Origin of the sequence: Pseudarthrobacter sp. YAF2 (assembly GCF_052113345.1) — a bacterium.
Lineage (GTDB): Bacteria > Actinomycetota > Actinomycetes > Actinomycetales > Micrococcaceae > Arthrobacter.
Genome location: NZ_JBFRDA010000015.1, coordinates 1 through 13,178, shown reverse-complemented (window position 1 = coordinate 13,178; position 13,178 = coordinate 1). Strand labels below are relative to the sequence as shown.

The following is a 13,178-nucleotide window of genomic DNA, read 5'->3' as shown; positions in this document are numbered from 1 at the left end:
GGGCGTCAGGTCCGGCCGCCCCCAGCCCGCTTTCGGACCTCCTGGCGCACCAGGGCTTGAAGGGCCGGGACGGACGACGACGGGTCCAGGTCAAGTGCGGCCTGGAGCCTTTGGGACAGGATCTCCAGGTCCTCCGCAGGCACGTCCGAGAGGCCGGCAAAGCGCTTGAAGAAACGTTTGGCAGGAAGTCCCGCCCGGCGTCGTGCATTTTTGTTGCGGATGCCGCCCGTCAGCTCCCTTGCGTAATGCAGCTTGTTTTCCATGGTTGCCGTTCGTCCCGAATGCCATGGCCAACTGCATAAGCCGATTTCATAGTACAACCGTCAAACCACGCGGGAAGTGACCTATACCACTCCGTTATGGTTGTGGTCAGTTCCAGCCCAGGAACCTGAGCAGCGCCGCCGCGCCTGCCCCGGCGATGACCACCACCAGGAACGGCGCCCGGAACGCCAGGGCAACCGCGGCCGCCGCCAAAGCCCCCAGCCGCGCGTCGGCGGCAAGCATCTGGCCGGATGCCACGGCATTGACCACGGTCAGCGAGGCCAGCAGTCCGATGGTCATGGTCCCGGCAATGCGTGAGGCACGGGGATCCTCAAGGAGTTTGGCGGGAACGAAGTACCCCACCAGTTTCCATGCGTAGGCAAGGGCGCAGGCGATCAGCAGCCAGATCCACAGGCTCATGGGCCAGCCGCCGGATCCGTAGCGTCCCCGCGCCGGGTACCCGCGGTCGATGCGTCCCCGCGGGCATGACGGCCGGCGGGGTGCCCGTATGGCTCGATGTCCGGCTCCAGGCCTTCGTCCCGCCGGCCGTGGCTTAACCATCCTGCCAGCGCCGCCACGACGGCGGCCACCAGGATGGGGACCCCGGGCGGCACGAACGGCACGGCAATCACGGTGGCCACGGCGCACACCACGGCGATCGCTACGGGTTCCCGCCCTTTGAGCCGCGGCCACAGCAGGGCGAGGAAGGCTGCGACGGCAGCGCCATCGAGTCCCCACTGCTTGGGATCGCCCAGTCCGCCCCCGGCCAGGGCACCGATGAGCGTGAAGATGTTCCACAGCACGTAGATCCCAATCCCGGCAGTCCAGAAGCCTCGCCGCTGCTCGGCGGGATCCGACTGCCCGGTGCTGGTGGCCGTGGATTCATCGATGGTCAGCTGCGCACCCACATATTTGCGCCAGCCGCTGGGCCGCAGCAGGGCGTTCAACTGCATTCCGTAAATACCGTTGCGCATACCCAGCAGGGTGGCGGCGCTCATGGCGGCGATGCCCGAGCCTCCTCCGGCCACAACGCCGATGAACGCGAACTGCGAGCCGCCACTGAACAGGAGGAGGCTCAGGGCCATGGTCTGCCACAGGTTGAGCCCGGACGTCACCGACAACGCACCGAAGGAGATTCCGTACAGGCCGGTGGCGATGCTGATGGAGATTCCCACCTTCACCGCCGGCGAGGCCAGCAGTTTCACGGCCGGCAACCTGGTGGGCAGCCTGGTGAGGCCGGCTTCCGCAGGCTCCAGGCCCACAGGATCAGTGGCGCTTGCAGCGGGAGCCGCAGCGAGTGGATCTTCCGGCGGCGTGGCGAGCCCTCCGGACCGTACGCCCGCACCAAGGCGTCGATGTGCCCCGCCAGGAACGCGATGAACATCCCGGTGAGCGCGGTGGCCGTCAGCTTCCGGGTGGGCGGGAGGAGAATGCCGACGGCGGCAGCCAGCTCCAGCAGCCCGCTCACCGCGATCCACTCATCCCGGGACAAGACGGCCAGCGGGTGCTGGGGCTCCCGGGTCAGGCCCGGTTGGGGATCCACGCGGCAGAGGTATTCCGGAACGACGTCACGGAAGAACCCGGGATCCCGGAAATGCTTGCCGGCGCTGGCCAGCAGGAGGGCACCCATGGCAGCGGCGGACAGGCCCTGCAGTGGAAAGCAGTGCAAGGGCAGGCCCTGGACAGCGGGACCGGACCGGGGAAGAACCATGGAACCACTCAACCACAGCAGCAGCGGGCGCTCGAAACCCGGGCCTGGCTGCAGCGACGGCGGAGAGGGGCGGCGGCCCGTACCTTCGCTTACGCCCAGCTAAGTGCGGCACTTCCGTAAACCGGCGGTGGAGACATATAGTCCAGTGGCCGGCCGCCGGACAGCAGCGGCGGCCCAACGTACCGGAGCCCGCCATACGGGCTGTCCATGGTGCGGTACTCCGGTGCGGGCAGCTTCCCGCGGCCTGCCGTGGTGTCCGGCAAGGCCAGAAGCTCCTCCGCCGTCCGGGCCAGTGACAGGTGCGCAGCGCCACCAGTCCCCGCCTGCCTTCGCCGGTCCAGGAGGTGGACCGCTGCCGCCGCCACGCCGTACCCTGTGGCGTGGTCCAGCGCCTGGACCGGAAGGGCACCCGGGCGCCACCCGTCGTCGTCGTTCTTCCCGTATGCGTGGGCAATTCCGCAGGCGGCCTGGACGATGCTGTCGAAGCCGCGCAGTCCGCTCCAGCGCCCGGTGCTGCCCCAACTGTTGAGGGTAACCACCACCAGGCCGGGGTGCGCCGCCAGCAGTTCCCGGGGGTTGAGCCCAAAGCGGTCCAGGGCGGCATGCCGGTAGCCGGTGACCACCACGTCCGCGCCGGCCAGGAGCTGCTGCAGGGCGTGCTGGTTCGCCGGCAGCCCGAGGTCGGCTTCCGCGCTGCGCTTGCCGAAGGCCGTGTCCACGAACTGGTCCGCGATTTCGGGGAAAGCGGGCGGATCGATCCGGAGGACGTCGGCTCCGAGCGCGGCCAGCAAGCGGGTGGCCACCGGCCCTGCGATCACCCGGGTCAAGTCCAGGACCCGGACGCCTTCCAGGGGCAGGCCAACAGCGTGCCGGGGACTTGGGGTTGTTCCCGGGAGATCCCCCAGGCCCAGCCCCGCCGTCCGGCCGTCGGCGAACTCCACCGCGATCCAGGGTCCCTGGCCGGCGGCGCGGCCCATGTCCGTGGCCAGCCATTCGTTGCGTGTCCTGACCGCTGCCGCGATCCCGCCATTGCCTTGGATGACGGCTTCGGCCTGCAGGGACGGCATGGTGCGCAGTTCCTGCTCTGCCCCTTCGGCGGACGATGCGCCCAGCGCCTGCAGCAGCCGCTGCTCATGGTGCGGGTAGTTGGCGTGCAGCCGGATCCAGCCGTCGGCGGTGCGCCGGAAGCCGGACAGTGGCGCGAAGCCCCGCGGCTGGCGCCCGTCGATCCGCAAGTGCCCGAAGGAATCGAAGGCTGCCGCCGTCAGGGCCGCGGTGGTGCTGAAGCGGCCCGGGTCACCCGTGTACCGGTTCAGCGCCTCCGCCGCTGCTCCCACCGATTGCAGGGCCAGGCCCTCAACATCCAGCGGCCCGGCCCACCACCTGCGCGGGAAGGATCCGCCGACGCCGCCCTCCGCCACGGCCGCCCTACTTCGCCTGCGGTGACGCCACGTGGAGCTGGTCCAGGACCCGGGCCGGGTAGTTGCTGGTGATCTCCTGGATACCGAATTCCTGGCACAGTTCAACGTCCTCCGGCGCGTCGACCGTCCAGACCCGGAAGCGCCGGCCGGAGTCCAGCCAGCGGTGGACGGTGTCCCGGCGTTCGCGGACGTAGTCGATGCCGGGGCCAGCCATGCCCACCAGGCAGTCGTCCAGGATCTGTTCGCCCTCCAGCTGGGTGGCCTTCATCAGGTTGGCGATCGCTCCGCCGGTAATCGGGCCCACGCCCAGGCCACCGCGTATCTCGTGGACGGTGAGATCGTCCACGAGCTGGCAAATGTACCGGGGCGGGACGGACTCCAGGAGGTGGCGGACGGAATCGGGGCTGAAACTCATGAAGGTCACGGCCACGTTGTCCAGCGCGGAGCTTTCGGGCTCCCAGCCTTCGCTGCGGAGCACTTCCAGTACCCGGTCCTCCAGCTTGAGCTGGTACGGGCTTGGATGCTTGAGCTCAATAGCCAGGCCCACGGGGCGGCCCGCTCCACGAAGGATGTCCAGGAGCTCCGGAAGGGTCAGGAATTGTTCCGAGCGGGCGCCGTACGTTTCGGGGATCCGCACCCCTTTCCAGGACGAGAAGTCCAGCTGCCGCAGTTCATGCAGCGTCCGGTCCCCCACCGGGCCCGTCCCGTCCGAGGTCCGGTCCAGGTTGGCGTCGTGGAGCAGGACCACGTGCTGGTCCCGGGTCAGGTGGACATCGCACTCCACCCCGTCGGCCCCGTCAGCCAGGGCCTGCAGGTAGGCGGCGCGGGTATGTTCGGCATAGGTGCCGCTTGAGCCCCGGTGGGCGTAGACCAACGGCCGCTGCGGCACAGACTCGTCAGTTGTCATGCTCACACGGTAGCGGACCGGCTTCCGCCTTCGGGGCTAGGCTTGGCACATGCAGGTGAACTCTGAGGCAACTACCGGGCACGCCACGCAGGATGCACCAGCGGAGGCGACGCGGCAGGTGCCGCAGGGCACCCAGGCGGCAGGCGCCGTCGTCACCCGGGAGCCTGGTTCCGGTGACGCCGAAAAGGCGGCAGCGCTGCGGAAGATGAAGCTGCTGGCGCTGAGCCTGCTGATTGCCATGGCCGTGATTTTTGTCTTCGCGTTTGCCCTGCAGAAGGACTATCCGTGGCTGCAGTACGTTCGTGCGGCCGCCGAGGGCGGCATGGTGGGTGCGCTGGCCGACTGGTTCGCCGTGACCGCTTTGTTCAAGTACCCCATGGGCATCAAGATTCCGCACACCGCCATCATTCCCCGCCGGAAAGACCAGATCGGGGCCTCCCTGGGCGAGTTCGTGGAGACGAATTTCCTCTCCGAACAGGTGGTCCAGGACAAGCTGGCCAGCGTCAACATCGCCGGCCGTGCCGGCCAGTGGCTGGCCACGCCAGGTGGTGCGGAGCGGGTGGCCAAGGAGGGGGCCGCCGTGATCCGCGGCGCCTTCAAGGTCCTGAATGACGACGACGTCCAGGCAGTCATCGAGGGCATGGTGCGCAAGCATCTGCTCACCCCGCCGTGGGGGCCGCCGGTGGGCAGGCTCGCCGAGCGGATCTTCCATGACGGGCACCACCACACGCTGGTGGACCTGATGGTGGACCGCGCCGCAGACTGGGTGGACGACAACCACGAGACGGTCAGCCGCCTGGTGTCCGACCGCTCCCCCACGTGGGTGCCGCAGTTCGTTGACGGCCTGGTGGGCGACAAGGTGTACGTCGAGATCCTGAAGTTCGTCCGGGCCGTCCAGGCCGACCCCAACCACCAGGTGCGGCAGTCGATCGACAAGTACCTGAACGACCTCGCGCAGGACCTTCAGCACGACCCGGCCATGATCGCCCGCGCGGAGGACATCAAGGCGCAGGTCCTGGGGGACCCCGAGGTGCGCGAACTGGCGTCCCGCACGTGGGGCACCGTCAAGAATGCGCTGCTGGGGGCCGTGGACGATCCCCACAGCGAACTCACCATCAAGTTCAAGGCAGCCGTCCGGGACTTCGGGTCGCGGCTGGTCGAGGACCCAGAACTGGCGGGGAAGGTCAACGCCTGGATCGGCGACGCAGCGGGCTACCTGGTCAGGACCTATCGTTCGGACATCGCCGGCGTCATCACGGACACCGTGGCACGCTGGGATGCGGAGGAGACCTCGCAGAAGATCGAACTGCAAGTGGGCAAGGACCTGCAGTTCATCCGGATCAACGGGACGGTGGTGGGTTCCCTGGCAGGGCTGGCGATCTTCACGGTGGCGCAGCTGATCTTTGGGTAACGTTTTTCTGCGCTGCGCAAAGACGTACGACGGCGGCACGAGGCTGGGCGTGCGCGGCGCCTTGGCAGTAACCGACATTGCAGGACACGAGCAGGGTGCGTACGTCAGGAGTAGGCCGCAAGTCAGAATGTCGGTGCCTCGATGGATGATGTTTCCATGACGATCAGCGGCAGTAGTGGGGTGGCTTTGGAGGGTATCCATGCCTCTGTTGCTGCCCTTGATGTGCTGGATCGTGAGGACGCTTTACTGGCTGCGGGGGTTGGTGTTGGTGCCGGTGTTGACGTGCTGCAGCGGCGGTACGAGCTCCGGCTGGAACGGCTGGAGGTAACGTCCCGTTTGAAGGCACGGCTGGCCGCCGTAGAAGCCCGGGACGCGGTGGAGTGCGTTGGGTTGCAGCAGGCACTGCTTGCCCCGGACGCGCCGGTGCATGAGCGGACGTATGCCGAGATTTCTGCCGTAGAAGAGATCGCAGGGGTCCTGACCATCAGCTCTGGCGCTGCGGGCGCGTTCGTGGAGCAGTCCCGGCGGGTGTGCGCCCTGCCGCCGGTCCTGGCGGCTCTGTCTGCCGGGGACCTGTCTTGGCCGCACGCGAAAATTGTTGCTGACGAGACCGAAGGCCTTTCACCGGCCGGTGCCGGCGGGCTGGTGGCTCACTTCTTCGACCCCGACGCGCCGAACCCGGCCCGCGGCGCTGCGCCCGGTGAACTCGCGCCGTCCCGGTTCCGGGCCAAGGTCCGCGCCTGGCGGGAGCGCCACCATCCCGAGACATTGGCGAAGCGGCACGCGAAGGAGGTGGCGGACCGGCGGATGGACTACAGCCCGGACCGGGACGGCATGGCCTGGATCTCGCTCTGCCTTCCCGGCGACACCGCCTGCGCCATCTGGAACCGCACCACCGCCACCGCCCGCGGCCTCCAAGGCCCCACGGAAGAGCGGACGCTGTCCCAGCTCCGCGCCGACGTCGCAGCTTCGCTCCTCCTCGGTGCAGGAAACGCCACCACCGCTGACACCCGCAGTGCTCCGATTGAAGGAGCCGCCACGGAAATGGGCAAAGTCCCCACCCCGCGGGCCGATGTGCTGGTCATGGTGCCGGTGTTCTCCCTGCTCGGCATCACTGACGAACCCGCAGAACTGGACGGCCACGGCCCCATCCCAGCATCCATGGCACGCAAACTCGTCGCGGACGGGGCGGAGTCGTTCTTCCGGGTCCTGGTCGACCCCCGCGACGGGGCCCCCTTGGAGATCGGCCGCACCCGCTACCGGCTCCCCGAAACCATCAAACAGTGGATCCGGATGCGAGACGGAAAATGCACCTTCCCCGGCTGCAACAACCGCACCCCGGACAACGACACCGACCACCTCACCGCTTGGGAACACGGCGGTAGAACAGACGTCCGGAACCTGGGACAACTCTGCCCCAAACATCACCGGCTCAAACACGCCCGGCCATGGATCCCCGACCCCGCGACGGATAACCGCTCTCCGGGCTGGACCTCACCAACAGGCCGCCACTACAACCCCGAACACCCAGACCCCGAACCAACCCACTGGCCGGCGGGACTTTTCCCGATGCCCGCTGTAACCCAAGGTGTAGATCCCAGCCCGGAAGACCTCCCGCAGTGGGAACCGGACGACGACAAACTCATAGACCTCCACGACCTCTCACCCGAGGACCCGGTGTGGGCGGAGTTCTTCACCAAACCGTTCGCACTGTCCGGTTGACTCGGCCTGCCGTCCCGCGACAGGTCCCTACGCGAAGGACTCCAGTCCTACGCCTGCGGCCTCAAGTCCTGCCCTGATCCGGGCCGCCATTTCTACCGCGGCAGGGCTCCCGCCCTGAAGGCGCAGCGAATCCGGGCGGATCGAAACCACGGTTCCGTCCACGGCCACCACATCGCCTTGAGTTGCCAGGCGGACGGCGCGTTCGACGACCGCATCGACGTCGTGCAGGACCGCGTTCTCCTCCGAGAGTGGCACCAGGCTGCCGTCGCCGAGGTAGGCGCGGTCAGCGAAGGCCTCCGTAAACACCGGGTGACCGGCTTCCTTGGCCTGCTTCAACAGCTCCGAGCCAGAGAAGCCCAGGAAGGGAAGGCCGGGATCGTAGGCGTTGACTGCCGCGACCACCGCGGAGGCCTGCTCGGCGTCGTGGATCAATGCCTCATACAGGGCTCCGTGCGGCTTTACGTAGTCCACTGAGGCACCCACGGCGTGGGCCACGCCGTCGAGCGCGCCCAGCTGGTACAGCACGTCACCGAAGAGCTCGTCAAAGCTCATGTCCAGCGAGCGGCGGCCATAGCCGGCCAAATCGCGGTAGCCAAGGTGCGCCCCAACGGTGACGTCCAGGTCGTAGGCCGCCCGGCAGCTGTCAAGCATGGTGATGGGGTCACCGGCGTGGAGGCCGCAGGCCACGTTGGCGCTGGTGGCCAACTGGAACATCGCCGGATCGCCACCCGCGGTCCAGGAGCCGAATGATTGACCTACGTCAGCGTTGAGATCCAAGTGTGTTGCCTTCCAGCGTCAGGTTGTCCGGCGCGGCAGCGGCGGTCAGCTCGCCGGGAATGGTATCCGGCATCGGCCCAAACGCTTCGCGCGCGTTCTTGGCCACAGCGCGGCCCATCATGAGGTTACCGGCTCCGCCCACAACAGCCCCTATCCCGAATGGCAGGGCCCGGCCGAACAAGGCAGTGCCCTGGCGCTTCAGGAGGTTCTTCAGGAAGGCCGCCTGGACCCGCTTCCGGACGCTCCCGAAGCCCGGCACCACCATCGATCTGGAGAGGACGCTCCCCCAGGCGTTGCCGGCGCTGTTGCCGGCTGCCTGGCCGGTGAGCGTGCCCAGCAGGGCGGTACCCTCCTCACCGAGCATGATGGCCATGACCATGGTGCCGGCTTTTTCCGGATTGGTGAGGCGGATGCCGTGGAGCTCAGCCAGCGACGTTGCGTAAAGAGCTGTGGCCTCGAGGAAACCGACGGTGGCGGCCGCGGACAGTCCCAGCGAGGCGACAGTTCCAACACCAGGGACGACGGCGGTGGCACCCACCAGGGCGCCCCCGCCGGCCACGGCCCGAAGGTAGTCACGCTCTGCGATGTGCGCCAACTGGGCGGCGGTGGCCCGGGGATGCTTCTTCTGGAGCCTGCGGATATAGCCGACCACCAGGGGCCGCTGGATCTGCACTGCCTTCAGCAGCATGTTGTGGATACCGGGCTTGGGCTTGCCGTCGGCGTCGAACATTGCGCTGTGGGCGGTTTCCTGTGCGATGCGTACTGCGGGATTGCTGCGCCGGGCCATGGTCACCTTCATTCAAATCGACCTGCAGCGGTTGGGCTGCCGTGCTTTTCCATCCTATGCGGATGAACACTAAGCATGCTGAACTTTCGGGTCTGCGGCTCCCCGGCCGGTCGGCTGCGGCGGCAGGATGCAGCACCTGGACCTCACCGCCGCCGCTGCAACCCGCCGTCGGCCGTTATTTCCTGGCCTGCTGGACCTCGTGCTCTGCCGCCCCGGCGTCCTGGCCACCACTGCGCCCGGCCGCAGCGTTATCCGCGCGCAGCTCTGCCCGGAAGACCTCGAAGCGGGCAAGATGGGCGGGCCGGCGGCGCAGGATGGCCCATGCCACGCCAAGGACGACGAACCAGATGGGCGTTACCAGCAGTGCAACCAGCGTGTCGGGCTGGGTGGTCAGGGCCCACAGGACGAAAGCGAAGAACGCGTACACCACCCATACGGCGGGGATGCCACCGGGCATCTTGAACTTCGACGCCGCATGCAGGTGCGGCCGGCGGCGCCGGAAGGAGATGTAGCTGGCGAGGATGATCGACCAGACGAAGACGAAGCAGACGGCTGACACGGTGGTCACCATTTCAAAGGCCTTGCCAACGTCCTGGCCGGCATACATCAGTACGACGCCGGACAGCAGCAGGACGCAGGACAGGAACAGTGCGTTGCTGGGCACCTTCCTCGTGGAGAGGCGGCCGAACATGCCGGGGGCGTCGCCTTCCTGGGCCAGTCCGAAGACCATGCGGGAGGTGGAGTAGATGCCGGAGTTCGCGGAAGACATGGCCGAGGTGAGGACCACCAGGTTGACCACCGTGGCTGCGGCACCAAGGCCGGCCAGGGAGAACATGCCGATGAAGGGGCTGTGGCCTGCGGCGAACTGGGTCCACGGAGTGACGGCCATCAGGATGACCAGCGCGCCGACATAGAAGAGCAGCACGCGGACGGGGATGGCGTTAATGGCCCTGGGCAGCGTGCGTTCGGGGTTCTTGGCCTCGGCCGCGGTGGTGCCCACCAGTTCGATGCCCACGAAGGCGAACACGGCGATCTGGAATCCGGCCACGAAGCCCATGAACTCGTTGGGGAAGAACCCGCCGTGGCTCCACAGGTTGGTGAAGCTTGCAGTGCCCGCGTCGCTTTGGAAACCGGTGAAGATCATGAAGAGACCCACGATAATCAGGGCAGCGATGGCGACGATCTTGATGAGGGCGAACCAGAACTCGGTCTCACCGAAAGCCTTGACGGTGGCGAGGTTCAGCAGGAGCAGGATGGCAACGGTGGCCAGGCCCGGGATCCAGAGCGGCAGCGCCGGCCAGAGTTCCTTTGAGTAGCCGGCAATGGCGATGACGTCCGCGATTCCGGTGATCACCCAGCAGAACCAGTACGTCCAGCCGGTAAAGAAGCCTGCCCACGGTCCGAGGAGGTCAGCCGCGAAGTCACTGAAGGACTTGTAGTTCAGGTTGCTCAGCAGCAGTTCGCCCATGGACCGCATCACGAAGAAGAGCATGAAGCCGATGATCATGTACACGAAGATCACGGATGGTCCGGCCGCGGAGATGGTCTTGCCGGATCCCATGAACAGGCCGGTGCCGATCGCTCCGCCGATCGCGATGAGCTGGATGTGCCGGTTGGTGAGCTGCCGCTCCAGGTGGGGAGGCTCGCTGCGGGCTGCCGCAGTGCCGCCTTGGTTGCGGGCTGGTTCGCCGTTGGACGTGGGGGGATGAATCGCCATGAGGAACTCCATCGATAAAGCGGCCTTTTCGGGGCCGCAAAAGATTTGGTTCCTCCCCGCTCTGTAGTAAACCTGAGAGTTTCCGCAGCCCAGGGCCGCTTGCACCGTCGGTGAGCCAGGGACATGCCTGGCTGCTTTCCAGAGTTGCCTGTCCGCGGCGGTACGTGGGCCTGAGAGTTTCCTGGGGAGGATTTGCTCCTACGGCGCCTGTTGAATGTACCGGGCAGGGCTCTCCCGCCGCAGGTCGAAGGCATGTTCAGTTGGACGCCGCAGCCCTGGGGGCCGCGGCGGGTCATGCGATGGGATGGGCGCCGGCTGGTGTGCCGCTCCGGATACGTTGAGCCGGCCACCGGCGGCGCCAGTCCCGGGGTTCAGTGTGGTGTCCGTCACGATCGAAAGTCAAACTTGTCCCGACGCACGCGGGACGGAAGGGTGCCACGTTCCGGGTCCGCTCCCTGCGGCAGTCGCCCGATTTGCCACCGGCGGCTAATCCCGATACCTTGTGAGCCGAATCACCCACATTTGAATAAGCCTTTCGAGCTGTGACGGGAGAGTCCTCCCGGCGAAACACCGGGCAGGCGCCGTAGGAGCAAATCCTCCCCAGGAATCTCTCAGGCCCCCGTACCGTCATGGCGAGGCGACTCTGGAAAGCAACCAGGCTTGTGCTTGGTTCACCGACGGTGCAAGCGGTCCCCTGCCAAGAGCAGGCAACGCGGAATCTCTCAGGTCCAATACAGAGCGGGGAGGAACCCATCCCATGCCGTGCCATCCTTGGCCGGCCAGAACTGGAGTTCCTCATGACGATTCAATCGCATCCAACATCGTTTGTTGACCGCCATATCGGCGCACGCCGCCAGTCCGACGTCGACACCATGCTCAAAGCCGTGGGCTACGACAGCGTGGATGGCCTCGTTGACATCGCCGTTCCCGCGTCCATCCGCCAGGAAACTGCGCTCAAGCTGAGCGAAGCCCTTAGCGAGGTGGAGGTCCTTGCCGAGCTGCGCCGGATCGCCGGCAGGAACAAGACCGCAGTCCAGATGATCGGCCAGGGCTACTACGACACCGTGACCCCGCCGGTGATCCGCCGCAACATCCTGGAATCGCCGGCTTGGTACACCGCCTACACCCCGTACCAGCCGGAAATCTCGCAGGGCCGGCTCGAGGCACTGCTGAACTTCCAGACCATGGTGCAGGACCTTACGGCCCTCCCCGTGGCCAACGCCTCGCTGCTGGATGAGGCCACCGCCGTGGCCGAGGCCGTGCTGCTGATGCGCCGGGCCAACAAAAACAAGACGGCCAAAGACGGCAAGACCGTATTGGACGCCGACCTCCTCCCGCAGACCATCGCCATCGTCCTGGGCCGCGCCGAGGCCCTGGGCTTCGAGGTGGAAATCGCCGACCTCACGGGCGGCCTGCCCGACGGCGACATTAACGGCGTGGTCCTGCAGCAGCCCGGCGTCTCCGGCCGCGTCTGGGACCAATCCGCGGTCATCGCCGACGCCAAGGACCGCGGCGCCCTGGTCACGGTCGCAGCCGACCTGCTGGCCCTCACCCTCATCACCCCGCCGGGCGAGCAGGGCGCGGACATCGCCGTCGGCTCCACCCAGCGTCTTGGCGTGCCGTTGTTCTTTGGGGGGCCGCACGCCGCCTACATGGCCGTTCGCGACGGCATGGAACGCACGCTCCCCGGCCGCATCGTGGGCGTGTCCAAGGACAACGCCGGCGCGCCCGCCTACCGCCTGGCCCTGCAGACCCGCGAGCAGCACATCCGCCGCGAGAAGGCCACCTCCAACATCTGCACCGCGCAGGCACTGCTGGCCATCGTCTCCTCCTTCTACGCCGTCTACCACGGCCCCGACGGCCTGAAGGCGATCGCCGAAACCGTCCACAACAACGCAAGGGTCCTGGCTACCGCCCTCACGGCCATGGGCCGCGAACTGGTGTCCGACACCTTCTTCGACACCATCACCGTCCGCGTCCCCGGCAAAGCTGCCAAGGTGATCACGGCCGCCGAAGCACGCGGCATCAACCTGCGTTTCATCGACGCGGACACGGTGGGCGTCTCCGTTGATGAGACGACGACGGCGGCAACACTGTCGGCCGTCGCGGTCGCCTTTGGCGCCGGTCCGGTTGTGTCTGCCGAGGGTTTCGAGCTGCCAGAAGCCGTGCTGCGCACCTCGTCATACCTGCAGCATCCGGTCTTCAACACGCACCGGTCCGAAACCCAGCTCCTGCGCTACATCCGCAAACTCTCAGACCGGGACCTGGCGCTGGACCGCACCATGATCCCGCTGGGTTCCTGCACCATGAAGCTGAACGCCACGGCCGAGATGGAGGCCATTTCCTGGCCGGAGTTCGCCTCGATCCACCCGTTCGCCCCGGACTCCCAGACCGCAGGTTGGCGCGAGCTGATTTCCGGCCTCGAAGCCGACCTCGCCGAGATTACCGGCTATGACCAGGTGTC

The 13,178-nt window shown here is 67.1% G+C and carries 11 protein-coding genes, 1 pseudogene and 3 riboswitches; of the genes and pseudogenes, 3 read left to right on the top strand and 9 right to left on the bottom strand.

Annotation, left to right across the window (positions count from 1 at the left end):
* Positions 1–5 precede the first annotated feature (5 nt).
* From AB4Y79_RS15925 to AB4Y79_RS15900, 6 genes are all read right to left on the bottom strand, one after another.
* Positions 6–263, bottom strand: a complete 258-nt coding sequence (locus tag AB4Y79_RS15925; RefSeq protein ID WP_441863731.1) for a hypothetical protein — start codon at positions 261–263, stop codon at positions 6–8.
* Between the two features lie 106 nt (positions 264–369).
* Complete coding sequence (locus AB4Y79_RS15920) at positions 370–681, bottom strand: AzlD domain-containing protein (RefSeq protein ID WP_441863728.1); 312 nt, start codon at positions 679–681, stop codon at positions 370–372.
* Positions 678–1,466, bottom strand: a complete 789-nt coding sequence (locus AB4Y79_RS15915) for an AzlC family ABC transporter permease (RefSeq protein ID WP_441863725.1) — start codon at positions 1,464–1,466, stop codon at positions 678–680. Before AB4Y79_RS15915 ends, AB4Y79_RS15920 begins: the two co-directional genes overlap by 4 nt.
* Positions 1,463–1,972 carry a DoxX family protein gene (locus AB4Y79_RS15910; RefSeq protein WP_441863722.1) on the bottom strand — a complete coding sequence of 170 codons (510 nt, stop codon included), beginning with the start codon at positions 1,970–1,972 and terminating at the stop codon, positions 1,463–1,465. Before AB4Y79_RS15910 ends, AB4Y79_RS15915 begins: the two co-directional genes overlap by 4 nt.
* An 89-nt stretch (positions 1,973–2,061) precedes the next feature.
* Positions 2,062–3,393, bottom strand: a complete 1,332-nt coding sequence (locus AB4Y79_RS15905) for a CoA transferase (RefSeq protein ID WP_441863719.1) — start codon at positions 3,391–3,393, stop codon at positions 2,062–2,064.
* 7 nt (positions 3,394–3,400) lie between these two features.
* The gene (locus tag AB4Y79_RS15900; protein WP_441863716.1) at positions 3,401–4,300 is read right to left on the bottom strand and encodes a glycerophosphodiester phosphodiesterase; all 900 of its coding nucleotides are present in this window, start codon (positions 4,298–4,300) and stop codon (positions 3,401–3,403) included.
* 205 nt (positions 4,301–4,505) lie between these two features.
* On the opposite strand from AB4Y79_RS15900, the gene AB4Y79_RS15895 reads away from it, so the two are divergent.
* Both AB4Y79_RS15895 and AB4Y79_RS15890 read left to right on the top strand, forming a co-directional pair.
* A complete protein-coding gene (locus AB4Y79_RS15895; RefSeq protein WP_441863988.1) occupies positions 4,506–5,711 on the top strand; it encodes a DUF445 domain-containing protein in 1,206 nt (401 codons plus the stop codon).
* A gap of 156 nt (positions 5,712–5,867) precedes the next feature.
* Positions 5,868–7,433 (top strand): HNH endonuclease signature motif containing protein, encoded by a 1,566-nt coding sequence (locus AB4Y79_RS15890; RefSeq protein ID WP_441863713.1) that lies wholly within the window; start codon positions 5,868–5,870, stop codon positions 7,431–7,433.
* A gap of 27 nt (positions 7,434–7,460) precedes the next feature.
* Here the strand turns inward: AB4Y79_RS15890 and AB4Y79_RS15885 are convergent, their stop codons facing one another.
* The 3 genes from AB4Y79_RS15885 to cycA all read right to left on the bottom strand — a co-directional run bounded on the left by AB4Y79_RS15885 (position 7,461) and on the right by cycA (position 10,714).
* Positions 7,461–8,210 (bottom strand): LamB/YcsF family protein, encoded by a 750-nt coding sequence (locus AB4Y79_RS15885; RefSeq protein ID WP_441863710.1) that lies wholly within the window; start codon positions 8,208–8,210, stop codon positions 7,461–7,463.
* Positions 8,194–8,997 (bottom strand): hypothetical protein, encoded by an 804-nt coding sequence (locus AB4Y79_RS15880; protein ID WP_441863985.1) that lies wholly within the window; start codon positions 8,995–8,997, stop codon positions 8,194–8,196. The genes AB4Y79_RS15885 and AB4Y79_RS15880 overlap by 17 nt, the downstream gene beginning before the upstream one ends.
* 175 nt (positions 8,998–9,172) lie before the next feature.
* Positions 9,173–10,714 carry a D-serine/D-alanine/glycine transporter gene (gene cycA, locus AB4Y79_RS15875; protein ID WP_441863707.1) on the bottom strand — a complete coding sequence of 514 codons (1,542 nt, stop codon included), beginning with the start codon at positions 10,712–10,714 and terminating at the stop codon, positions 9,173–9,175.
* Positions 10,715–10,765: 51 nt separating this feature from the next.
* Positions 10,766–10,862, bottom strand: a riboswitch (glycine riboswitch).
* Positions 10,863–10,961: riboswitch (glycine riboswitch) on the bottom strand.
* A gap of 289 nt (positions 10,962–11,250) precedes the next feature.
* A riboswitch (glycine riboswitch) is annotated at positions 11,251–11,351 on the top strand.
* 160 nt (positions 11,352–11,511) lie between these two features.
* Between cycA and AB4Y79_RS15870 the strand changes: the two are divergent.
* Positions 11,512–13,178 (top strand): annotated as a pseudogene (locus tag AB4Y79_RS15870) (glycine dehydrogenase (aminomethyl-transferring)); the annotation flags it as partial.

Excerpts from the sequence above, each read along its gene's own strand:
- AB4Y79_RS15895 (WP_441863988.1), top strand. The coding sequence starts at position 4,506 with ATGAAGCTGCTGGCGCTGAGCCTGCTGATTGCCATGGCCGTGATTTTT.
- AB4Y79_RS15920 (WP_441863728.1), bottom strand. The coding sequence starts at position 681 with ATGAGCCTGTGGATCTGGCTGCTGATCGCCTGCGCCCTTGCCTACGCA.
- AB4Y79_RS15880 (WP_441863985.1), bottom strand. The coding sequence starts at position 8,997 with ATGGCCCGGCGCAGCAATCCCGCAGTACGCATCGCACAGGAAACCGCC.
- AB4Y79_RS15925 (WP_441863731.1), bottom strand. The coding sequence starts at position 263 with ATGGAAAACAAGCTGCATTACGCAAGGGAGCTGACGGGCGGCATCCGC.
- cycA (WP_441863707.1), bottom strand. The coding sequence starts at position 10,714 with ATGGCGATTCATCCCCCCACGTCCAACGGCGAACCAGCCCGCAACCAA.
- AB4Y79_RS15890 (WP_441863713.1), top strand. The coding sequence starts at position 5,868 with ATGACGATCAGCGGCAGTAGTGGGGTGGCTTTGGAGGGTATCCATGCC.
- AB4Y79_RS15900 (WP_441863716.1), bottom strand. The coding sequence starts at position 4,300 with ATGACAACTGACGAGTCTGTGCCGCAGCGGCCGTTGGTCTACGCCCAC.
- AB4Y79_RS15910 (WP_441863722.1), bottom strand. The coding sequence starts at position 1,972 with ATGGTTCTTCCCCGGTCCGGTCCCGCTGTCCAGGGCCTGCCCTTGCAC.